This is a genomic window from Streptomyces fulvorobeus (genome assembly GCF_013167895.1).
In the GTDB taxonomy this organism is placed as follows: domain Bacteria; phylum Actinomycetota; class Actinomycetes; order Streptomycetales; family Streptomycetaceae; genus Streptomyces; species Streptomyces fulvorobeus.
This window is the reverse complement of the sequence record NZ_BLWC01000001.1, coordinates 4,410,821-4,433,961: the sequence shown is the minus strand read 5'-3', so window position 1 is coordinate 4,433,961 and position 23,141 is coordinate 4,410,821. Positions and strand designations below refer to the sequence as shown.

8 protein-coding genes are annotated in these 23,141 nt (G+C 71.0%); 5 read left to right on the top strand and 3 right to left on the bottom strand.

Features of this window, described 5'->3' with window-relative positions:
• Positions 1 to 22 precede the first annotated feature (22 nt).
• Complete coding sequence (locus tag Sfulv_RS20095) at positions 23 to 11,185, bottom strand: non-ribosomal peptide synthetase (RefSeq protein WP_246353176.1); 11,163 nt, start codon at positions 11,183 to 11,185, stop codon at positions 23 to 25.
• Between the two features lie 53 nt (positions 11,186 to 11,238).
• A complete protein-coding gene (gene lat / locus Sfulv_RS20090) occupies positions 11,239 to 12,573 on the bottom strand; it encodes an L-lysine 6-transaminase (RefSeq protein ID WP_305961403.1) in 1,335 nt (444 codons plus the stop codon).
• Positions 12,574 to 12,858: 285 nt separating this feature from the next.
• Here lat and Sfulv_RS20085 point away from each other — a divergent pair, with 285 nt between their 5' ends.
• From Sfulv_RS20085 to Sfulv_RS20065, 5 genes are all read left to right on the top strand, one after another.
• The gene (locus Sfulv_RS20085; RefSeq protein ID WP_173315978.1) at positions 12,859 to 14,073 is read left to right on the top strand and encodes an aminotransferase class V-fold PLP-dependent enzyme; all 1,215 of its coding nucleotides are present in this window, start codon (positions 12,859 to 12,861) and stop codon (positions 14,071 to 14,073) included.
• A gap of 60 nt (positions 14,074 to 14,133) precedes the next feature.
• On the top strand, positions 14,134 to 15,669 hold the full coding sequence (gene amaB / locus Sfulv_RS20080) for an L-piperidine-6-carboxylate dehydrogenase (RefSeq protein WP_173315977.1): 1,536 nt from the start codon (positions 14,134 to 14,136) through the stop codon (positions 15,667 to 15,669).
• A gap of 52 nt (positions 15,670 to 15,721) precedes the next feature.
• Positions 15,722 to 17,182 carry an MFS transporter gene (locus Sfulv_RS20075; RefSeq protein ID WP_173315976.1) on the top strand — a complete coding sequence of 487 codons (1,461 nt, stop codon included), beginning with the start codon at positions 15,722 to 15,724 and terminating at the stop codon, positions 17,180 to 17,182.
• Between the two features lie 174 nt (positions 17,183 to 17,356).
• Positions 17,357 to 21,358 (top strand): SGNH/GDSL hydrolase family protein, encoded by a 4,002-nt coding sequence (locus Sfulv_RS20070; protein ID WP_218900414.1) that lies wholly within the window; start codon positions 17,357 to 17,359, stop codon positions 21,356 to 21,358.
• 107 nt (positions 21,359 to 21,465) lie between these two features.
• Positions 21,466 to 21,828: a hypothetical protein gene (locus tag Sfulv_RS20065; RefSeq protein WP_173315975.1), complete on the top strand. Its 363-nt coding sequence runs from the start codon at positions 21,466 to 21,468 to the stop codon at positions 21,826 to 21,828.
• A gap of 30 nt (positions 21,829 to 21,858) precedes the next feature.
• On the opposite strand, the gene Sfulv_RS20060 is transcribed toward Sfulv_RS20065, so the two are convergent.
• Positions 21,859 to 23,025, bottom strand: a complete 1,167-nt coding sequence (locus Sfulv_RS20060) for a P1 family peptidase (RefSeq protein WP_173315974.1) — start codon at positions 23,023 to 23,025, stop codon at positions 21,859 to 21,861.
• Between the last annotated feature and the right edge of the window lie 116 nt (positions 23,026 to 23,141).

Below are 23,141 nucleotides of genomic sequence, written 5' to 3'. Positions count from 1 at the left end.
CCCTCCGTGGACTCGGTGGACTCTAGAGAAGGCACTGCGAGACGCGTGCGCACATGTCGGCGACCAGCCGGTCGTTGCGTACCCACGAGTGGTGGGTCTCCCCGCGCAGCGGATGGACCTCGATCGACCGGGCGGGGAGCAGCGTGTCGAGGCCGTTGTACGGCGACCGCTGGTAGTACTCGAACAGCCGGCGCTGTTCGTCGTCGCGGGCGATCTCGTTGAGCTCGTCCGCCTTGAACATCAGCAGCTTGCCGGTGCGCGCGGCCAGCCGGTCCAGGTCCTCCCGGCTCGGCGCGTAGTGGTAGTTGATCGGATCGAGGATGTCCTCGGTCTCGGGGAGGCCGATGGCGGCGGACGCCTGGCGCACGTTGAAGTACGGGTCGATGAGGAGCAGGTTGTCGATGGTCTCGCCGGCGCGCGTCAGCCGCAGTGCCACCTCCAGTGCGAGGACTCCCCCGAAGCTCCAGCCGAGCAGGCTGTACGGGCCGGCCGGCCGCAGGGTGCGGATGTGCTCCTCGTAGTAGCGGGCCAGCTCCTCGAACGAGGCCATGGGCGTGTGGAGATGGACGTTGTTGAACAGCACGAGCCGGTGGCCGGGGAGCCGTTGGGCGATGTTGCTGAGGTAGCTCTCGGCCCCGCCCTCGCCGGGCGGGAAGACGAAGAGGGTGCGCTCCGCGTTCTCCTCGCCGACCAGGATGTACGGGTCGAAGGCGTCCCCGGGCGCGGCCGGCCGGTCCGTCCGCGCGCGGCCCGTCCCGGTGCGTGCCACGGCCTGGGTGTGGGCGGTCAGCTCGTGGAGCGCCGACTTCAGCGCGCTTACGAACCGGTGGGTGGTGGCCTCGCTCAGCCGGCTGTCGACCACCGTCACCAGACGGCCGCCGGTGCACCGCATCGTCACGTCGACGCCGAACTGGTCCGCTCCCCTGTTGTGTGCGGAGATGTGGCTGCCCGACATCGACGAGTCGAGCTGCCAGCCGGCCCGCCGGTCCGGTGTCCGCGGCTCCTCGTCGGAGATCCGGCCCAGGTAGTTGAAGCTGACCGTGGGCAGGGGGGCGCGCTCGCCGCCGTACCGGCCGAAGAGGGCTCCGTAACCGATCCCGTGGTGCGGTACCCGCCGGAAGGCGTCCTTCGTGCTCAGGATGGAGCGGCCCAGGTCCCGCGGGTCCGCCTCGACGGCCAGCGGGTACATCGTGGTGAACCATCCGACGGTGTCCCGGACGTCGGGCGCTCCCTCGAAGCGTTCGCGGCCGTGGCCCTCGACGGTGACGTGGTTGGCCGCTCGTCCCGTGACGGCGCGCAGCGCGAGACCGGTCGCCGTGAGCAGCAGGTCGTTCATCGTGGTGTCGTACGCCCAGTGGCTCTCGGTGAGCAGGGTGCGGGTCTCCGCGGGGTCGAGCGCGAACTCCTCACGGCGGGTCTCCGCGTCACGCGGGGGCGCGGTCAGCTCGCCGGCGGGCGCGGCGGCCATCTCGCGGGTGATCTCCGCCCAGAGCCGCCGTTCGTCCTCGGCGGGGACGTATCCGCGCAGCGCGTGGGCCCACTGGCGGTAACTGCTCGTCTTCTCCTCCAACTCACCGTCGTGGTACAGGATCTCCAGGTCCTGCGCGAGGATGTGCCAGCTGACGGTGTCGACGATCAGGTGGTGCAGGGCGAACCAGATCCGTGCCGTGCCGTCCTCGAAGCCGTGGAGGTAGGCCACACAGTGGGTCGGTCCTTCCGCGAGGTCGAATCCGCTCTGCCACTCGGCGAGCCGGGCGCTGATCTCCTCCTCGCTCAGGTGGGTGACGTCGAGTTCGTGCAGGACCGGCTCCGTGCGGCCGCCGTACGTCTGGGTGACGTCCGTGCCCGTTCCGGTGTAGCGCAGAGCGAAGGCGTCGTGGTGGTCGAGGAGCCGGGCCAGCGCCGGGCGGAGCTTCGCCACGTCGAGCGGCGGGGTCGTGACGGCGAAGTTCTGGTTCCACCAGGCGCGGTCCGTCAGCGGCTTCGCGAAGAACCACTCCTGGATGGGCAGCAGCGGGCAGTCGCCGCTCAGCCGCCCCTGCTCGGGCGCTTCCGCGCCGTCTCCGTCCGCGCTCCGGGCGGCTTCCGGTCCGGACAGTACGTGGTCGACGAGCAGGCGTACGGTCGGGAAGTCGAAGATGTCCTTGACGCCGACCTTGCGGCCCGCTTCCCGCTGGACCTGGCTCGCCAGGTGCAGGGCGCTGATGCTGTCGCCGCCCGAGCGGAAGAAGTCGTCGTCGATACCCACCGAGGCGACGGGCAGCTGCGCGGTCCACAGCTGGCACAGCCTGGCTTCCGTGCGGCTGCGCGGAGGGGCGTAGGCCGCCCGCTGCACCGAGAGGCCGGCCTGCGGCAGCGCCTTGGTGTCGAGCTTGCCGTTGATGGTCATGGGGAGCGGCCGGTCCAGCCGCACCAGCAGGGCCGGGACCATGCTCGGCATGAGCTGGGAGCGCAGGGTGGCGAAGATCCCGTCCTCGTCGACGCTCGCGTCCCTGTCCGCCACGTAGTAGCCGACCAGCCGCTTGCTGCCCGGCGTGCGTTCGTCCGCCGTGACGACGACGGCGCACTCGCGGACGTCCGGACAGGTCGCCAGGACCGCTTCGACCTCGCCGAGTTCGATGCGCAGGCCGTTGATCTTGACCTGGGCGTCGTTGCGTCCGACGAACTGGATCTCGCCGTCGTGGGTGCGCCGGACGAGGTCACCGGTGCGGTAGAGGACCGGACACCGGCTCTCCTCGCGCTCGGTGGCGCTGCGGTACGGGTTCGGCAGGAAGCGCTCGCGCGTCAGCTCCGGCCGGTTCAGGTACCCGTGCGTGACGCACTCGCCCGCGACGTACAGCTCGCCCACCGCCCCGGGCGGCAGCGGTCGCCGCGCCTCGTCGAGCACGTGGAGCCGGGTGTTGCCGAGCGGTGCGCCGAAGGTGTTGCGGTAGCTCTCGCCGGGCTCGAAGCGCCGGTTCGTGTTGTAGACCGCGGTCTCCGTGGTCCCGTAGGCGTTGACGACCGGCCCGGCGTACTCACGCCTGATCTTGTCGAAGTGGCTCTCGTGGAACGCCTCCCCCGCGACCAGCACACAGCGCAGCTCCGTCAGGCGCGAGAGGTCGAACTGCTGGATCTGGGTCGGCGTGCCGCTCAGATACGTCAGTCCGGCACGGTTGGCGTACGCGTAGAAGCCCTCGTCGTGGGCGGGTGAGGGCGGCGGGACGATGAGCTTGTGGCCGGCCAGGACGGAGAGTGCCAGCTGCTCGACGGAGAAGTCGAAGACGTAGTTCGCCAGGAACAGGACGCCGTGGCGTGCGGCGCCGGCCGTCTCGAAGTACCGGCCGTCCAGTCGCTCCCGGAAGCTGTCCACCGCGCGGTGCGGGACGAGGACGGCCTTGGGCTTCCCGGTGGTACCCGAGGTGTAGATCGCGTACGCCACGTCCTCGGGGGTCACCTCCGTGACGGGGTTCTCGGCGGACCGGTAGCCCATGGGCAGCCGGTCGATCTCCACCACCTGCGTCTGCGCCGTGGCGGGCAGGTCACGCAGCCGTGCGCCGTGGGCCGCCTCGGCCACGACCAGCCGGGCGCCGGTGTCCTTGAGCATGAAGGCGAGCCGGTCGTCGGGACAGCCCGGGTCGATGGGGACGTACGCCGCCCCGGCCTTCCACACCGCCAGGATCGCCGTGATCATCAGTTCGCTCTTGTCGAGCACCAGGCCGACCAGGTCGTTCGGCTGGAGCGCGACGACCGAGCGGAGGTAGTGGGCCAGCCGGTTCGCCCGTTCGTTGAGCCGGCGGTAGGTCAGGGTCGTCTCCCCGCAGACGACCGCGTCCTGGTCGGGCCAGGCCGCCGCCATCTCCTCGAACACGCCGTGGAGCGTCCGGGCGGGCCGGACCGGCGCGGTGCTGTCACCGGCGGCCTCCAGGGCCGCCCGGTCCTCTTCGGCGAGGCGGACCACGTCGGCCAGCGTGGCGCGGTCGCCGAGCGGGGACAGCCGGGCGAACTCCGCGAGGATCTGCCGGAAGGTGGCGACGAAGCCCTCGGCGCTCGCGTCGTCGAAGAGCGAGGCGGCGTAGGTCAGGTTGCCCGCCAGGCCGTCCGGGGTCTCGGTGAGCGTGGCCGAGAGGTCGAACTTGGTGGCCGTCCAGCCGCCGGCGTCCGGGGTGTACGGGCTCAGCTCCGGGTGCTCCCGCGCCGCCTGGACGCCGTCGGTGCGGTCCGTGACGTTCTGGAGGGTGAAGTTGATCTGGAGGACGGGGTGGCGGCTCGGGTCCTTCTCGGGGTCGAGCTCCTTGACCAGCTGCTCGAACGGCAGCTCACCGTGGACCTGCGCCGCGACGACGTCTCCGCCGACCGTGTGGACGTACTCCGTGAGCGTGGCGTCCGGGTCGATCCTGACGCGCAGGGCCAGCAGGTTGGTGAAGAAGCCGATCGTACGGTCGAACTCGGGGCGGCCCCGGTTGGCGGAGGGGGTCCCCACGACGAAGTCGTGCTGTCCGGTGTACGTGTTGAGCATGAGGCTCCACGCGCCGAGCAGCACGCTGTACAGGCTCACCCGGGCCGACCGGGCGAGGGCCCTGAGCGCCTGGGTGGTCGGCTCGTCGAGGGCGAACTCGATCTCCCGGCCCCGGTAGTCGAAGCGGGGCGGGCGCGGCCGGTCCAGCGGCAGCCGGGTCGTCTCGTAGCCGGCCAGCGCGTCCTTCCAGAACGCCGTCAGCTCCGAGAGCCGCCGGCCGCTCAGGTACTGGCGCTGCCACACGGCGAAGTCCGCGTACGTGCCGCGGATCGTGCCCAGTTCCGTGGCGGGCACGCCGCGCAGGAGGTCCGTCAGCTCCCGGCGGAAGGTGTTCCAGGACCAGCCGTCGAAGCAGCTGTGGTGCAGGACCAGGCTCAGGTACACGCCGCCGGGGTCCGTGGCCGGCTCGAAGAGGTCGGCGCGTAGCGGCAGTTCCTCGTCGAGGCGGAACACGTACGCCTGGGCCGCGACGAGCCGTTCGTCGAGCTCCGTGGCGCCGGCCGCGGTGTGCACCGCCGGCACGAACAGGGTGGACGCCTCCTCCGGCGCCAGCGTGTACTGGCGCCGGACACCGTCGCCGTCCGTCCTGAGCAGGGTGCGCAGCGCGGGATGGCGGTGCAGCAGGGTGTGCAGCGCCTGGACGACCGTGTCCCGCGAGACGCCGTCGCCGGTCGCGATCCGCAGGACGAACGGGATGTTGTACGCGGCGGTGCCGCCCTCGAACTCGTCGATGAACAGCAGGCGTTCCTGCGCGAGCGAGACCAGGGGCTCGTCCGCCCCTTCCGCGCCACGTCCGGCGGCCGGCTCGAAGGGCTCCTCCCCGGCCTGGGCGGCCATCTCCCGGATGTGCGCGGCCTGCGCCCCGAGCGTCGTGTGCTGGAGCACGGTCGCCACACCGAGGCCGCGGCCGAAGCTGGTGGTGATGGCCTGGGCGAGCGCCATGGCACGGATGCTGTCGCCGCCGAGTGCGAAGAAGTCCTCGTGCACCCCGATGCGGTCGGGGGCGACCCCGAGCACCGTGGACCAGATGCCGCAGAGCTTGGTCTCGATGTCGTTGGAGGGGGCGACGTACTCGGTGCTGTCACCGGGTCCGAAGTCGGTCTCCGGGAGCCTCTTCGTGTCGAGCTTCCCGCTGGGGGTGACGGGGATGTCGGTGATCCGCAGGAGACGGGCGGGGACGATGGCATCGGGCAGCTTGGCCCGCATCCACCGCTTCACGTCCTGCTCGTCGAGCTCGCGGTCGCAGACGTAGAAGCCGACGAGGTACTTCTGCGCGGCCGCCGACGCCGACGCCCCGTGCTCGCGGGCGATCACCAGGGACCGGGTCACCCCCTCGTACGAGGACAGGGCGGCCTCGACCTCGCCGAGCTCGACCCGCTGCCCGCGGATCTTGACCTGGAGGTCGGTGCGGCCCAGGCACTCCAGCTCGCCGTTGGGCAGCCACCGGGCGAGGTCGCCCGTCTTGTAGACGCGTGCGTTCAGGCCCCGCGCCTTCTCCTCGGGTGTCTGGAAGGGGTTGTCCACGAACCGGTCGGCCGTCAGATCGTCCCGGTTGAGGTAGCCGCGGGTGACGCCGATCCCGCCGATGTAGAGCTCGCCCATGCCGCCGACCGGGACCCGCCGCATCGACTTGTCGAGGACGTAGCAGGCGGTGTTGGCGACCGGGTGACCGATGCTCTTGGTGGCGCGCCGCTCGCCCGGCTCGTACAGCCGTTTGTGGCTCGTGATGGAGATCTCGGTCGGCCCGTAGCCGTTGATGATCGTCTTCCCGAACGTCCCGCGGATCTTGTCGAACACGGGCTCGGTGAAGTCCTCACCGATCGCGTCGATGCGGGTCAGGGAGGTGGTGGTGGAGTAGTCGTAGAGCGAGAGCACCGACGGGGTGCCGGAGAGGTAGGTGACCTGCTCGTCGTTGATGTAGGCGTACAGGCGCTCGGTGTCGGTGCGCATGCTGTCGTCCAGGACGACGAGCTTCTGTCCGTTGAGCAGCGCGTCGGTCATCTGCTCGACGAAGTGGTCGAAGACGTAGTTGGAGAACGAGAGCAGTGCCTCTTCCCCCTTCTCCTTCGCCAGGCCGAACAGCCTGGCCACGGAGACCTGGAGGTTGACGACGCCCCGGTGCTCGACGAGCACGGCCTTCGGCTTGCCGGTGGTGCCCGAGGTGTAGATCGCGTACGCCAGGTCGGTGCTGGTCACCGTGGTGGCCGGTGCGTGGGCGGGCTGCTCGTCCAGCGGCAGCCGCTCGATGTCCAGGACCCGCAGCCCCGCGTCGGCGGTGACGGTCCGCAGCCGCTCGCCGTGGATCTCGTTGGTCACCACCACGCGGGCGTCGGTGTCCGCCAGCATGAACGCGATCCGGTCGTCGGGGTAGGCCGGGTCGATCGGCACGTACGCGGCTCCGGCCTTCCACACCGCGAGGATCGCCGTGATCATCAGCTCGCTCTTGTCGACCACCAGGCCGACCAGGTCGTTCGGCCTCAGTTCGGCGACCGACCGCAGGTGGTGGGCGAGCCGGTTGGCCCGCTCGTCCAGCTGCCGGTAGGTGAGCCTGCGGTCGCGGTAGACGAGGGCGTCCTCGTCGGGCCAGGCCGCCGCCATCTGCTCGAACACCCCGTGGAGGGTCTGCTCGGCGGGGAAGGCCGTCTCGGTGCGGTTCCACTCGTCGAAGCGCTCGACCATCGCCGGTGAGACCAGTTCGAGGCTGTCGACGGGCCGCGTGATGTCGTCCGCGACCTGCTGGAACAGGGTGCCGGTGGTGTCGAGGAGGGTGTCGATGGTGGAGTCCTCGAACAGCTCACCCGCGTACCAGAGGGTGACCGTCAGCTCGTCGTCCTCCTCGCGTGCCACGACGGCCAGCGGGTAGTCGACCTTGTCCGCGTCGTAGCCCTTCTCGAAGCGCAGGAGCTCGTCGTGCTCCTCCGCCTCCGCCAGCAGGCGCGGGTAGTTCTCCAGGACGAGCAGGGTGTCGAAGAGCCGGCGCTTCATCCCGCCGGTCTGGAGCCGGCCGAGCTCCACCGTGCTCCTGCTGTTCATCGTGTTGACGGCGGCCTGGATGTCGCCGATCGCCGCGCCGACCGTCCGCTGCGCCTGGTCGTCGTGGTCGACGATCAGCGGGAGGGTGTTGATGAACAGGCCGACCGAGTCCTCGATGGCGTCGACGTGCAGATTGCGTCCGGAGACGATAGTGCCGACCACCGTGGTGTTCCCGCCGCCGATGGCGTACAGCACCTTGTGCCAGACGAACTGGAGCACCGAGTGCAGGGTGACGGAGTTCGCCGCGCACCGCGCCTTGAGCGCGGCGGTCAGGTCCGCGCCGAGGCACAGCTTCTTCGTCCGGTGCTCACGGATGTGGTCGTAGTCGCTCAGCGCGACCTGGTAGCGGATCTCCTCCTTGAGCAGCCCGCCGAAGTCACCGCGCTCGTCGATGCGCTCGATCTGCCGGACCCAGTAGTCGGCGTGGTCGTCCCGGTGCGCTTCCCAGTGCCGCTGCGCCGCCACGTACGCGTGGTCGACGGCCGGTTCGGCCCCCGCGCCCCGGATCAGCCGGAGGTAGGTGCGGTGTACGTCGTCGTGCAGTACGGGCAGGCTCCAGCCGTCCATGATGAGGTGGTGGCAGCTGAAGATCAGCGAGTACAGGTCCTCGCGCTGCTTGACCAGGTAGACGCGGAACAGCCTGCCGGCCGCCGGTTCGTACGGCTCGGTCCTGTCCCGTTCCTGGAGCTCCTTGATACGGGCGTCCTGCTCACCGGGGTCCGCGAGCCCGCTCAGGTCGACGAAGCGCCAGTCGAACGGCTTGTCGTCGTGCTCGATGATCTGGAGCGGCTCCTCGGCCCACTCGAAGCGCAGCCGCAGCGCGGGGTACTTGCGCTGCGCGTCCTGCCACGCCTCCCTCATCTGCTCGGGCTGGATGCGGCACCGGTAGCGGTGCACCGACTGCATGACGTAGGCGTCGTCGCCGTTGCGGCTCTTCAGCGCGTGGTAGAGCAGGCCCTGCTGGAGGCCGTTGGCCCGCAGGCGCAGGGACTCGCCCTCGTTCAGGGGTTCCTCGACGGCCTCCGGTGCCTCCGGTCCCGGTCCCCGCTCCAGCTGCCGGTCCAGGTGGCGGGCCAGTTCACCCAGCGTCCTGAGGGTGAAGACGTCCTCCACCCCGACGAACACGCCCAGTTGCCTGCGTATGCGTGCGATGAGCAGGATGCTGGAGATGCTCTGGCCGCCGAGCCTGAAGAAGTCGTCGCCGTCGCCGATGCGGGCCGCCGGCACGCCGAGTACGGTGCTCCAGATCTCGCGGAGCTCGTCCAGGACACCGTCCGCCGGCTCCGCCCGGCGGCCGGGGCCGTCCGCTGCCGTGCCGGGCCTGGCGGCGTCCACCTCGGGCAGGGCGCGCCAGTCGACCTTGCCGTTGACGTTGACCGGGATGCTGTCGAGGCGGACCATCCGGGCGGGGACCATGATCCGGATCAGCCGTTGTTCGAGGAAGGCCAGCAGCTCGTCCTCGGTCACCTGCGCCGAGGGTTCGGTGAGGTAGTAGCCGGCCAGATAGCGGTCGCTGGGGCCGCCGGCCCCTTCGCGGGCCACGACGACACACTTGCGCACACCGGGGAACTCGGTCGCCTGTGCCTCGATCTCACCGGGCTCCACGCGGACGCCGTTCAGCTTCAGCTGGAAGTCGCTGCGGCCCATGAACTCGACCTCGCCGGAGGGCAGGAGCCGTGCCAGGTCGCCGGTCCGGTAGATGCGGGCGTTCTCGCCGCCCGCCACCTCCCGCTCCGTACGGAACGGGTTGGGTGTGAAGCGCTCGGCGGTCAGGTCGTCCCGGTTGAGGTATCCGGGCGCCACCCCGCGCCCGCCGATGTACAGCTCGCCGATCGCGCCGATCGGCAGCTGCTTCAGGTTCTGGCTCAGCACGTACCACTTGACGTTGCGGACCGGGCGGCCGATGCTGCGGTCCTTGCGCTCGGTGACGCCCGGCGCGAAGTGCTTCACGGCGGTGACGAAGGCCGCCTCGGTGAAGGCGTACTCGTTGACGATGTGACCGGAGAAGTTCTCGCGCAGCCGGCGGAGCCCGGCCGCCGTCAGTTCCTCCCCGACCAGCAGGATCTTCTTCAGACTCGGACATCGGCGCAGGTCGAAGTATTGGATCACCGATCCGGTGGCGTTGAGATAGGTGATCCCGTTGCTCTCCAGGAACACCGGGAAACGGTCCGGGTCCAGCCTGACCGTCTCGGGCACGATCACCAGCGTCTGCGAGTTGATCAGCGCGATCAGGGTCTGGCGCAGATGCGGTTCGAAGACGTACGAGGCGAAGAGCGCCACCCGCTCCTCGCCGGGCCGCCGCATGTCGTAGCGCTCGGAGAGGTCCGTGATGCTGTTCACGACGCTGTCGTGGTACTTCGGCACACCCTTGGGCACACCGGTCGTGCCGGAGGTGTACGTCAGATAGGCGAGGTCCCCGCTGCCGAGCGGCAGGTCCGGGTTGGCCAGGACCGCGCTCCCGGCGCCGGCCTGCTCGGCCAGTACGGTCTCCACCTCGATGACGCGCACGTCCGCGTGGTCGGCGCCGAGCATCTCCCGCAGCCGTGCCGCGTGCCGCTGGTTGGTGACGATGCCGCTGAGGCCGGTGTCGCTTACGGCGAACCTGACGCGCTCCGCCGGGTAGCCGGGGTCGATCGGGACGTAGGCCGCGCCGGCCTTCCAGATGCCCAGCGTGGCGACGACACCGAGGTCGCTCTTGTCGAGGTAGAGCCCGACCAGTTCCTCCGGGCGGACCCCGGCCCCGGGTCCCAGCAGCCAGTGCGCGAACTGGTTGGACCGTTCGTTGACCTCGCGGTACGTCAGCGTGGTGTCGCCGAAGACGACGGCCTCCCGGTCCGGCGACCGCAGGACGGCGTCCTCGAAGAGGTGGTTCAGCCGCTTGTCGCGCGGGAAGTCGCCGTCGGTGGCGTTCCACTCCCGTATCCGCTCGCGCTGTTCACGCGACACCAGCTCGATGTCGGCCACGAGGAGGGCGGGGCGGCTGAGGAACTGGCCGAGCACCTCGCGTACGACGTCGAGCACACCGGCGATCGTGCGGTCCTCGAAGAGCTCGCCCGCGTAGGCGATGGACCAGCTCAGCGATCCGCCGGTGTCCCTGACGACCATGGTGAGCGGGGACGGCGCCAGTGCGGCCAGGGGTGTCTCGTGGTCCGCGAGTACGAGGAGCGCGTCGAACAGCCCGCGCCCGAGCAGCTCGTCCGGGGCGGCGTACGCCTCCTTCGCCCGCAGCGCTTCGTCGAGTTCCCGCACCGCCGCCAGACAGGTCAGCCGGGACTGGGTCCCGTGGTCGACCATGACGGGAAGAATGCGGGAGTGTTGCGGCTCCGTCCCCGAGGTGGCGTCGACGAACGCGGCGACCGTCCGGTTTCCGTGTCCGTACGCGCGCATCACGCTGTGGAGCGCGGCGAGCGCGAACGCACCGACCGACACACCGTCGTGGCCGGCCAGTGCGTTCTTCAGCGCCGCGTATTCCCGTCCGTCTATTAACAGTTCCCGGGATTCCGTCGCGCGGATACCGGGATCGTCGTCCCGTACCGCGATCCTGTTGCGCCACTCGTCCTTGAGCAGCATTTCCAGATCGCAGCGCTCGCCCGATACTCCATCGATGCGAGCCGTCCACTGTGCGGCGGTCGTCGGGAACCGTGCTGACGTCATGGGTGGGCTCTCCGTCTGTTCTCGTATCGGCAGCAGGGCGGGCTGGACGGGGGTCAGGCGGCGGGCGCCGCGACGCTGAGGGCCAGCGCCTCAAGGGCCTGGTCGATCTCGCTCTCGGTGATCGTCAGCGGCGGGCGGAACCGCAGGCCGCGGTCGCCGCACGGCAGGGCGATGACCTGGTGCTCCTGGAGCATCCGGCGCAGGATCTCGTCGCGGGTCCGGGTGTCGGGCAGGTCGACGGCGCGCATGAGGCCGCGGCCGCGGGCGTTGGTCACGAGGTCGGAGTGCTTGACGGCGATGGCTTCGAGACCGTCACCGAGGTAGGCGCCGAGGCGGCCGACGGTGTCGAACAGCCGGGTGCGCTCGATCGTCTCGAGTATCCGGGTGGCCCGGACCATGTCGGCGAGGTTCCCGCCCCAGGTCGAGCTGATCCGGGAGGAGACGGCGAAGACGTTGTCCGCGACCTCGTCGATCCGGCCGCCGCCCATCACTCCGCAGACCTGCGTCTTCTTGCCGAAGGCGACCAGGTCGGGCTCCAGGCCGAGTTGCTGGTAGGCCCAGGCGGTGCCCGTGATGCCGCAGCCGCTCTGGACCTCGTCGAGGACGAACAGGGCGTCGTACCGGCGGCAGAGCCCCTGCATGGCCTGGAGGAAGCCGGCGCTCAGGTGGTTGTCGCCGCCCTCGCCCTGGATCGGTTCGGCGATGAAGCAGGCGATCATCCCGTCCGCCGCGCGGAACGCCGCCTCGGCGGCCTGGAGGGCCTGCCGCTCGGCCTCCTCGTTCTCCCGGGCGTTCTCGGCGAGGGGGTGGCGCAGCGCGGGTGTGGGGATGCGCGGCCAGGCGAACTTGGGGTACCGGGTGGTCTTGGACACCTCGGTGTTGGTGAGTGACATGGTGTAGCCGCTGCGGCCGTGGAACGACCGCTCCAGGTGGAGCACCTGGAGACCGTTGACGCCGTCGTCGTCGAGCCCGAGCTTCTGCGCCTTCCAGTCGAAGGCGGCCTTGAGCGCGTTCTCGACGGCCAGCGCCCCGCCGTCCACGAAGAACAGGTGCGGCAGCGCCGGGTCCCCGAGCACCCGGGCGAACGTCCTGACGAACTCGGCGTACGGAACGGTGTAGAGATCCGGGTTCGACGGCTTGTTGACGGCGGCGGCCGCGAGCTCCCGCATGAACTCCTCGTCGTCGGTGATGCAGGAGGGATTCATACCGAGCGGCGAGGAGGCGAAGAAGGAGAAGAGATCGAGATAACTCTTCCCGGTCACACCGTCGACGAGCCGGCTCCCCGAACTGGCCGCCAGATCGAGAACGAATCCGTAACCGTCCACGAGAACGTGCGGTTTCAGGGCATCATGTACGTCCCCCGCACGCAGAGCAGATTTACCGGGAATTGCGCCTCCGGTGCCTCCGTCTTTTTCACCCGTTGTTGACGTTCCCACAGACATCGCGTCTCCCAGTGTCGTCCTCGGTGAAACGGAGAGGCGTATATGCGGCACCCTCCCAGTTCAGCCATCAGTTGTATGACCGCGAACTCTTGACGTTCTCTTCCGAGGCTCTTTAGGGCCCCTTTCGGACGACTGATGTCCGAGAAGGAACGGTGGGCGGGGAAAGGCATGGACAGCACCGGAAAGATGGCTGTCTTATGTGTCCGTCAGCAAGGGGCGGGAGTAGACCACATGGCCGATACCGACTGGGCCGGCGCCCGTGAGCGGATGCTCCTCGACCCGGCCGTCGTCAACCTGAACACCGGCTCCGGCGGGCCGCTGCCCCGGAGCGTCTTCGAGCGCGTCACCGCCCTGCGCGGCCGTCTCGCCCACGCGCCGATGGACTTCCTGCTGCGTGAGGTGCCTCCGCTCCTGTGGCGGGCGCGCGAGTCGCTGGCGGCCTTCGTGGGGAGCGAGCCGCACCGCCTGGTCCTCACCACCAACGTCACCGCGGCCGTCAATCTGGTGGCGTCCTCGCTGCGGCCGGCCGCCCCGGGCGAGATCCTGATGAGCGACCAGGAGTACGCGCCGATGCGGTGGTGCTGGGAACGCGTGGCCCAGGAGCACGGGCTGACGGTACGGACCTTCCGGCTGCCGCGGATGCCCCGTGACCCGCAGGAGATCGTCGACGCCGCGGTCGGCGCGATGAACGGGCGGACCCGGCTGCTGTTCTTCAGCCATGTGGTGTCGTCGACGGGTCTGGTGCTGCCGGCCGCGCGCCTGTGCGAGGAGGCCCGCCGGCGCTCCGTCCTCACCGTGGTCGACGGCGCCCACGCCCCGGCCTTCACCGCCCTGGACCTGGCCGCCCTGCCCTGCGACTTCTACGCGGGAAGTGGCCACAAATGGCTGCTGGCCCCCACCGGCGTCGGATTCCTGCACATCGGCGCGGACCGCGCGCAGACCCTGCGGCCGCCCCAGGTGAGCTGGGCCTACCACCCCCCGGCCACCGGCGGGGAGCCGGACGCGCGCGACCGGTTCGGCAGCACCCCGCGGCTGCGCAGACTGGAGTGCGAGGGGACGCGGGACATCTGCCCGTGGCTGACCCTGCCGGAGGCCATCGGCTTCCAGGCGGAGCTCGGTCACGACAGGGTCCGCGCGCGTATGCGCGAGACCGCGGGGTACGCCCGCCAGCGCCTCACCGGCTGGTGCGGCCTCGAAGCGGCCACCCCGGAGCCGGCGGAACTGTCCGGTGGGATGGTGGCGTTCCGGCTGCCCCGCGGCACGGACGCGGACGGACTGCGCGACGGCCTCTGGGAGCGCTTCCGGATCGAGTCGGCGGTGGCCGGGCGGCCGGACGGGCCCCTGATCCGGGTCTCGGCGCACTTCTACACCACCGAGGCCGAGATCGACGTCCTGGCCCAGGCACTGAAGGACGCGCAGGACCGAGGGTCCATACCCCAGAAGTAGTGACAGGCCCGGGTGCCGGCCGAAACGGCCGGCACCCGGCACGATCGACCGGGAGTCGGCATGGTTACCGCAGTCAGCAGCACCGAAGACATACGCGTCAGGGCGGAGAACGCCCTGGCCAGGTGCGGAGTCGAACTCGCCGCGGTCAAGGGCGACGCCCTGACCGCCCGCACGCCGGTCACCGGCCACGACCTGTTCGGACTGCGCGCCGACACCCCGGCCGGCATCGACCGGGCCGTCGAGGCCGCGCACACCGCGTTCCTCGACTGGCGGACCACCCCGGCGCCGGTCCGCGGCGCGCTGGTCAAGCGGCTCGGCGAGCTGCTCACCGAGCACAAGGAGTACGTGGCCGACCTGGTCACCGTGGAGGCCGGCAAGATCCGCTCCGAGGCACTCGGCGAAGTGCAGGAGATGATCGACATCTGCGACTTCGCGGTGGGCCTGTCCCGCCAGCTCTACGGCCGCACGATGCCGTCCGAGCGCCCCGGCCACCGGCTGATGGAGACCTGGCACCCGCTGGGCGTGGTCGGCGTGATCAGCGCCTTCAACTTCCCGGTCGCCGTCTGGGCGTGGAACGCGGCGGTGGCCCTGGTCTGCGGCGACACCGTGGTCTGGAAGCCGTCCGAACTGACCCCGCTGACCGCGCTGGCCTGCTCCGCCCTGCTCGACCGCGCCATCGCCGAGACCGGCGCCCCGGCCCACCTCAACCAGGTCGTGCTCGGTGGCGCCGAGGCCGGCACCCAGCTGGTGGACTCGCCGCTGGTGCCGCTGGTCAGCGCGACCGGGTCGACCCGGATGGGCCGCGAGGTCGGTCCCCGGGTGGCCGCCAGGTTCGGGCGCACCGTCCTGGAGCTCGGCGGGAACAACGCGGCCGTGGTCGCCCCTTCGGCCGACCTCGATCTCACCGTCAACGCCGCCGTGTTCGCGGCGGCGGGCACGGCCGGCCAGCGGTGCACCACCCTCCGCAGGCTGATCGTGCACGCCGACGTCGTGGACACCGTCGTCGAGCGGCTCGCCGCCGCGTACCGCAGACTGCCGGTCGGTGACCCGTTCCAGGAGTCGACCCTGGTCGGGCCCCTGGTGAACGAGGCGGCGCTCGCCAGGATGCGCGAGTCCCTGGACCGGGCGGTCCAGGAGGGCGGCACGGTGGTCGTCGGCGGCGACCGCCAGCTCCAGGACGCCGCGCCGGACGCCGCCTACGTACGGCCCGCCCTCGTGACCATGCCCGCGCAGAGCGCCGTCGTACGCGAGGAGACCTTCGCGCCCGTCCTGTACGTCCTGACCTACCGGGACCTCGACGAGGCGATCCGGCTGCACAACGACGTACCCCAGGGGCTGTCGTCCGGGATCTTCACCGCCGACCAGGGGGAGGCCGAGCGGTTCCTGGCGGCGGACGGCGCGGACTGCGGCATCGTCAACGTCAACATCGGCACGTCGGGCGCCGAGATCGGCGGGGCGTTCGGCGGCGAGAAGGAGACCGGCGGTGGCCGCGAGTCCGGCTCCGACGCCTGGCGCGCGTACATGCGCCGCGCCACCAACACCGTGAACTACTCGGGCAGGGTGGCGCTCGCGCAGGGGGTGGACTTCTCCCGGTAGAGCGGTCGAGGCGTACGGCACCGTCCTGGCTGACCGGCTCCCGGGGAGGGACATGCGTGGCGGGTCCACCGCCACGTCGACGCTCGCGTTGGCGTGTGCGGCACAGTTCATAGTTCTGTTCGACGTCTCGGTGATCACCGTCGCGCTTCCTTCGATGCAGCGGGATCTCGGCTTCGCCCCGGCGGATCTCCAGTGGGTCGTCAGCGCCTACGCCCTGGCGTTCGCCGGGCTGCTGCTGCTGGGCGGGCGGCTGGGCGACCTGTACGGGCACCGGCGGGTGTTCCTCATCGGCCTCGCGCTCTTCGTCGTCGCGGGGACGGCCGGAGGGCTCGCCCCGACGCCCGCGCTGCTGATCGCGGCGCGGGCGGCGAAGGGGGTCGGGGCGGCCGTACTCGCCCCGCTCGCCCTGACCATGGTGACCACCACGTTCCCCGAGGGACCGCGGCGGACCAGGGCGCTCGCGGTCTGGACCGCGGTGAGTCTGGCCGGCGGGGCGTCGGGCAATCTCTTCGGCGGCCTCCTGACCGAGTACCTGTCCTGGCGTTCCGTGCTCCTGATCAACGTGCCGATCGGGATACCCCTGCTGCTGCTCGGCGCACGGCTGCTGACGGGGCGCACCGCTCCGGCGCGGCGGCCCCGGCTCGATCTGCCCGGCGCGGTGCTGGCGACGGCGGGGCTCACCCTGGTCACCCTCGGCATCGCCCAGGCACGCGTCCACGCCTGGACCGACCCGGCAACGGCCCTGCCCCTCGCCGGCGGAGTCACCGCCCTCGCCGCCTTCGTGGCGGTGGAGAAGTGGTACGCGGCCCAGCCGCTGGTACCGGCGGGCCTGCTGCGGCTGCCCGGGGTCGGCTGGGGGAACGTGGGGATGGTGCTGGCCGGCGCGGGCTTCCACATCCCGGTCTGGTACTTCCTGACCCTCACCATGCAGGGGGTGCTGCACTACAGCGCCGCGCGGACGGGCCTGGGCTTCCTTCCGCACACCGTGGTGATGCTGCTGGTGGGACTGTTCCTGACCCCGTGGCTCATGCGGTACGTGCAGGCCCGTGTCCTGATCGCCTGCGGGGCGCTCGTCGCCGCGGCGGGCTTCCTGTGGCAGAGCGGTATCAGCCCCGACAGCGGGTACCTCGACGGCATACTCGGGCCGGCCGTGGTGATCTCGTTCGGCGGCGGACTCGTGAGCACCCCGCTGACCCTCACGGTCACCTCCGGGGTCGGGTCCGCCGAGGCCGGGGCCGCGTCCGGACTGGTCAACACCTCCCGGCAGTTCGGCGGGGCGTTCGGCCTCGCCGTGCTGCTCACCCTCACGGCCAGCGGCGCCCCCGGACCGCCCGCCGCGCTCATGGAGGGTTACGGGAACGCCTTCCGCGGCATGGCCCTCGTCCTGGTCGCCCTGGCCGCGATCACCCCCCTGCTGCCCGCCCACCGCCACCTCACGCGCCGGGGTCAGGACGCGCCGGCCGCGGATACGGAGGTGCGTGCGGCAGGAGAGCGTCAGAAGAGCGCCAAGTGACACGCTGGCTTGGACGAGCCTAAGCAGGCGCGGTCGAGATCTGTCGATCTCCCGCCTCACGTCGTCAAGGTCTCCGCCCCCAGGGAGCCTGCCTTCGTGTGCCTGCGCGCGCTGGTTCCCGGGTGCGGTCACGCGCTCTGACCTGGGCGCGAACACCAGGAAAAGGACGGGAAGTTGAGACGAAGCGTAAGACGACATGCGCGTGTTCCGGTGGCCGTCGTCGCCGCTCTCGCGGTGGCGTGCGGTGTCGGGACGACGCAGGCTTTCGCGGACGCGGTGCCCCCGGGCGCTGCGAACGGCTGGTCTTCGCCGGTCGCACCGTCGGCCGACGGGACCGGCCCGGGGCTCAAGCCCCCGGCGGTCCCCTCGAAGAAGCGCGCCGAGGTACTGGGCACGGACTACCGGTCCTCGTCGGACCAGGCGTTCACCACCTCGGGTGACGGCTCCGGCTTCCATGTGATGGTGGCCGACGAGAGGGACGGCTACGGGTGGAAGACCGCCGCCTCGCTCTCCGAGCCGGGCTTCGACACGGACGCGTGGATCGGCAACGCCTGCCTGACCGGCTCGGGCCGGTACGCCGCCGTGGCGTACGCACCCCGTACCTTCACGAACAAGCCCGACCTGATGAGCCGCGGCGCGTTCACCGCCGTCGTGGACCTGCGCAGCGGTGACGTGCGCAAGCTGCCGTTCCAGGCCACGCTCGCCTACTTCTCCCCGGGCTGCGGCACGGGCGAGGACGTGGTGTTCTCCCAGTTCACCGACGAGAACACCTCGAAGAAGAACGAGACCCGGCTGGTCAGGGTCGAGGCCGGCACGGGCACCACCGTCAAGGCGACGGTGGCCGGTCAGGTCACATCGGCGGTTCCGGTCGGCGGCGAGATCGTCGCGGCGCGCGGCCGGCAGGTCGTGAAGATCGACGGCTCGACCGTGCGGACGGTGGCCCCCACCCACGCTCCGCCGTTCCAGCTGAAGCCGGACGCGGACGGCGGTGTGACGTTCATCGACCGCCTCCCCGGCGGCGCGGCGGGTTCCTCCACCGACGACCGTGCGGCCGTCTCCCGGGTCACCGCGTCCACGGTGCGGACCGCCAACGGCAAGGGCAGGGCCGCCCAGCTCGCCGAGGGCGGGCTCAGCGCGTTCGACATCGCGCGTACGCCCTCGGGTGCGGTGTACGTCACCGGTGAGGCACGCAGCAAGGGCGCACTGCCCTCCGTCGTACGCAACCCGGGCGGCATCGCCAAGGACGCGCGGATCTCCAGCCGCGGCGCCGCCGCGGTGACCACCGCGTGGGCCGACGGCAAGGACTCGCGGATCGTGGCGCAGGACGCCGCCTCACCGCGCGCCGCCAGGATCACCCTGAAGGCGCTCGACACGGGTGAGACGGCCGTTCTGGACGCCGCTCCGGGCAACCGGATGGGTGACGCGGCGGCCCAGCGCGCCGCGACGGCGATGAGCCCGGCTCTGGCCGCTCCCGCCGGGTCGGGCGGTATGTCGACGATGGCCACGCCCATCGACGTGGACCGCACGTGCTCGGTGCCCAGGAACGACGTCAAGAAGCAGGCGTTCCAGCCGACCCCGCGCCAGATCGAGTGGGCCGTGGACCAGGCGGTCGTCGGCGGGCTCAACAGGCACGTGACCCGGCCCGCGAACTGGAAGAACACCGGCATGGCGGGGTACGCCCCGCAGACGATGTTCCCCCTGACGCCCCTCGCGGGCGGCAGCGGTGCCGACTGGCACGTGCCGGCGCAGGTGATGCTCGGCATCACCGCGCAGGAGTCGAACATGTGGCAGGCCACCCGGTACGCGGTACCCGGCGTCTCGGCCAACCCGCTTATCGGTAACTTCTACGGTATCGAGTACTCCTCCGACGGTGAGCAGAGCGACCCCTGGCTCATCAACTGGAGCAAGTCCGACTGCGGTTACGGTGTCACGCAGGTCACCGACGGCATGCGGCTCCCCGGCAAGGGCCAGCCGACGAAGACCGTGGCGCAGCAGGAGGCCATCGCCCTCGACTACGCCGCGAACATCGCGTCAGGCGTGAACATCCTGATCGAGAAGTGGAACCAGACGCGCGCCGACGGTCTGATGATCAACGGCGGCGACCCGAAGTACATCGAGAACTGGTTCTTCGCCCTGTGGGCGTACAACAGCGGTTACTACACCAAGGCTTCGTCGGGCAGCACATCCGGCAAGTGGGGCGTGGGGTGGACGAACAACCCGGCCAACCCGCTGTGGAAGGAGAACCGCACCCCGTTCCTGGAGGACGCGGGCGGCTACGACGACTACAGCCACGCGGCGCACCCGCAGGACTGGCCGTACTCGGAGAAGGTCATCGGCTGGGCGGCCCGTCCGCTCGCGGCGATGTTCAAGCCCGGTGACTTCCAGCCCGGTTACCGCGCGGCCTGGTGGACCTCCACCGCCAACCGCACGACGGCCAAGCCCCCGATCGGCTTGTTCTGCGACGCGAGCAACGACTGCAACCCGTCGAAGATCAGCACGGGTGCGACGAACAACACCGGCGGCGGCCCCTGCCTGCTGCCCGGCAACGAGTCCGACCCGCTGTACCTGAAGTGCTGGTTCCACAAGTCCGTCACGTGGAAGAACTGCAGCACCAGCGCCCAGTGCGGGCACCCGCTGCACCGCTTCGACACCACGTATCCGGAACAGCCGGACGAGAACTCCTACCCGCCGCGGTGCGCCTCGGGGCTCCCCACCGGGACGAAGATCGTCGATGACGTGGCCAACGGCGTGACGCCTGTGGGCTCCGCCGGGCGGTCGTGCGGCGCGGTCGCCTCGTCGGGCACGTTCAACATGGAGTTCGGCAGCGCCTCCTCCCGGATCGACCTGCATCAGATCGGGGCGGCGCACAACAACCACTTCTGGTTCACGCACACCAACAAGGCCGGCACCACGGACGCCACCCGTATGAGGACCACGGGCACCTGGACGCTGGGCACGGCCGACCGGGGCTGGATGCGGGTCTGGGCACACGTGCCCGACCACGGAGCCCATACCCGGCAGGCCGCCTACGTCGTGGGCGGTACCAACTCCACCAGCCCCAAGCGGGTGAAGCCCCAACGGGTGCTGGCGAACAAGTGGGTGTCGCTGGGGGCGTTCTACTTCACCGGCGTGCCGACCGTGGCGCTGTCGAACGTGACGGAGGACGGCAACGGCACGGAGGACGTGGCGTGGGACTCGGTCGGCTTCGAGCCGCTGGGCGCCAAGCCGACGCACCAGGTCGTCGCCATGGGTGACTCGTACTCCTCGGGTGAGGGCGCCTCCGAGAACGGCGGCGACGACTACTACATCGAGTCCGACTACTACGACCCGCAGCAGCCGTCCACCGAGAACAAGTGCCACCGGTCCAAGTACGCCTGGTCGCGCCAGGCCACACTGCCCGGTTACACCAAGTCGATCGGGCAGATGGCCGACGACCGCGACCGGATCATGGACTACCAGTTCGTGGCGTGTTCAGGGGCCAGGTACTACAACATCCTGACCAAGGGCCAGAGCAGCGAGCTGCCGCAGATCCAGCAGGGTTACCTCGACCAGAACACCACGATGGTCACCCTGTCGGTCGGCGGTAACGACGCCCGGTTCGCCGACATCATCCAGGAGTGCGTCACGGCCGGGACCGTGTGCAACAACAACTCCATCGAAGCGGTCAACCCCGACAACGGGGAGAAGACCGGCGGCGAGACGGGGCCGATGGACGTCTGGGCTCCGAAGTGGCTCAACGAGCAGATCCGGCCGCGGCTGACCGGCATGCTCAACGAGCTGCACAAGAAGGCGCCCAACGCGAAGATCGTGCTCATGGGCTACCCGAAGCTCCTTGAGGGCTCCGGGGGTTGTGTCCTCGGCATCGGTACCGAGGAGACGCCGTGGCTGAACAGCATGGCGGACACGCTGGCCAACGAGATGCAGGGGGCGGTGAACGACGCCAACCGCCTGTACGCGGCGAAGGCGGTGTTCTCCGACCCGCGCGACGAGTTCGCCGGCAAGGCGATCTGCGGTGACCCGGAGACGGTCCACGGCATCGTGCTCTCCGGTCACTCCAAGGCCGACGCGCGTGACCCGGACTGGCTGCCGGGCAACGTCGCACCGTCCATGAAGTCGTTCCACCCGAAGATCCCGGGTGCGCGGCTGTACGCCAACAGCCTGCAGAACACGCTGTAGTTACGGATAGCGGGCGGGGGATCTGAGTACCTGTACTCAGATCCCCCGCCTGTGCCATGAAAGGCTGAAGGTATGACGATCACGGGGCGCGTCCGTACCGTTCGCGGGTGAAGGGCGCTGTCGCATCGGCGGTGGCCGCCATCCTCTGCTACCTGATCTGGTCGGGCGGCAGGGAGTGGGCCTCGGGGGTACGGGACGCCCAGCCGGACGCCTTCCTCGCCGGCTCCGTCGAGTCGGTCCTGGCGCTGATCGCCGGGGTGGCGTGCATGCCGGTGCTGCTGTGGGCGGGCATGCGCGCGCTGCGGGAGCGGGGCACCCACCTGCTCGTCGTCGCGGGGACCTGCGTGTGGTTCTTCCTCGGGGGCCATGTGGTCGAGGACGCCGTCGACGGGGCCGCGACCGCGCTGTACCTCGCGCTGTTCGCCGTGCTGGGCGGAGCTCTGGCGCTGGTCCGGACGCCGGGCAGGTGACGGGCCACCGCCCGCTCCCGCGCTGATCCCTCAGCCGTACAGCTCGCGGTACGAGGGGAAGTCCCCGCCCGGTCCGTCGACGCTCTCGGCGGTCAGGGCCGCGTGCACCACGGCCCGGGTCAGCACGTCGGCCCCGGCCGCGAGCACCGCGTTGAGCTCCATGGCCTCCAGGTGCGCGCCCCAGCCCGGGCGGGGCTCCGCCCCGCCGGGAGCCTCCTGACTCTCCGGCACCAGCGGAAGCCTGGCGGTGGAGAGCGCGAACACGGTGTCGCCGTCGGTGAGCAGATGCACCGGGCGCACCGCGCGGGCGAGGCCGTCGTGGGCGGTGCCGGCCAGCTTCTGCGCCTGCGGACGGGTAAGCGTCGCGTCCGTGGCGACCACGGCCAGGGTGGTGTTGAGCGGCTGCGCCTCCCCCGCCTGCCGCCGCCGGGTCTCCGCGCCGGCCGCGAGAAGCCGGTCCCGCGCCCGGGCGTGCCGTTCCCCGTCCGGGGCCGCGGCGGACAGCCCACGCGTCAGGAACTCCTCACCCAGGCCCGTGCGGGCGCCGTACAGGACCCCGCTGCCGGGGTCGAGCAGCGAACCGGCCGCGTTCACGACCGCCAGGGCCGCCACGGTCGCCCCGGACGGCAGGACGACGCTCGCCGTACCGACACCGCCCTTGATCCCGCCGGCCACCGCGCCGGTGCCCGCGCCGACGCACCCCTGCGCCACCGGGCCGCCCGCCTCCGTGGCGTCCGCCGCCTCGACGGCCGCGCGCCCGAGGTCCGCGTCCGGCCTGGCCCGCCACAGCCCGCCGCGCCCGAGGTCGAAGAGGGCGGCGGCGGGGACCACCGGGACCACCTGGTCCGGGCGGGCTCCCACCCGGAAGCCGCGCCCCCGCTCCTCGAGCCACCGTGCCACACCGCCCGCGGCGTCGAGCCCGAAGGCGCTGCCGCCGGCCAGCACCACCGCGTCGATGCGCCCCACGAGGTTGCGCGGGTCCAGCGCGTCGGTCTCCCGGGTCCCGGGGCCGCCCCCGCGCACGTCGACGGCGGCCACGACGCCGTCCTGCGGGGCGAGGACCACGGTGACACCGGTCAGCCAGCCGTCACCGGTACGCCCGGCGTGCCCGACGCGCAGCCCGGCCACGTCCGTCAGCGCGTTCAGCGGCCCGGTCACCGGCGACCCCTGCCCGTCCGTCCCCTGACGCCCACTCATCCGCTGTCCTCCCCGAGACACCCGCCCCTGCGGCGCGATCCGCTCAAGGTACCGGGCACCCCCACGGCCCGCAGAGGCCCCGACAGGCCCGGGGACGGCGCCTTTCGGCCGTCATG

Excerpts from the sequence above, each read along its gene's own strand:
- Sfulv_RS20095 (WP_246353176.1), bottom strand. The coding sequence starts at position 11,185 with ATGACGTCAGCACGGTTCCCGACGACCGCCGCACAGTGGACGGCTCGC.
- Sfulv_RS20085 (WP_173315978.1), top strand. The coding sequence starts at position 12,859 with ATGGCCGATACCGACTGGGCCGGCGCCCGTGAGCGGATGCTCCTCGAC.
- amaB (WP_173315977.1), top strand. The coding sequence starts at position 14,134 with ATGGTTACCGCAGTCAGCAGCACCGAAGACATACGCGTCAGGGCGGAG.
- Sfulv_RS20075 (WP_173315976.1), top strand. The coding sequence starts at position 15,722 with ATGCGTGGCGGGTCCACCGCCACGTCGACGCTCGCGTTGGCGTGTGCG.
- Sfulv_RS20060 (WP_173315974.1), bottom strand. The coding sequence starts at position 23,025 with ATGAGTGGGCGTCAGGGGACGGACGGGCAGGGGTCGCCGGTGACCGGG.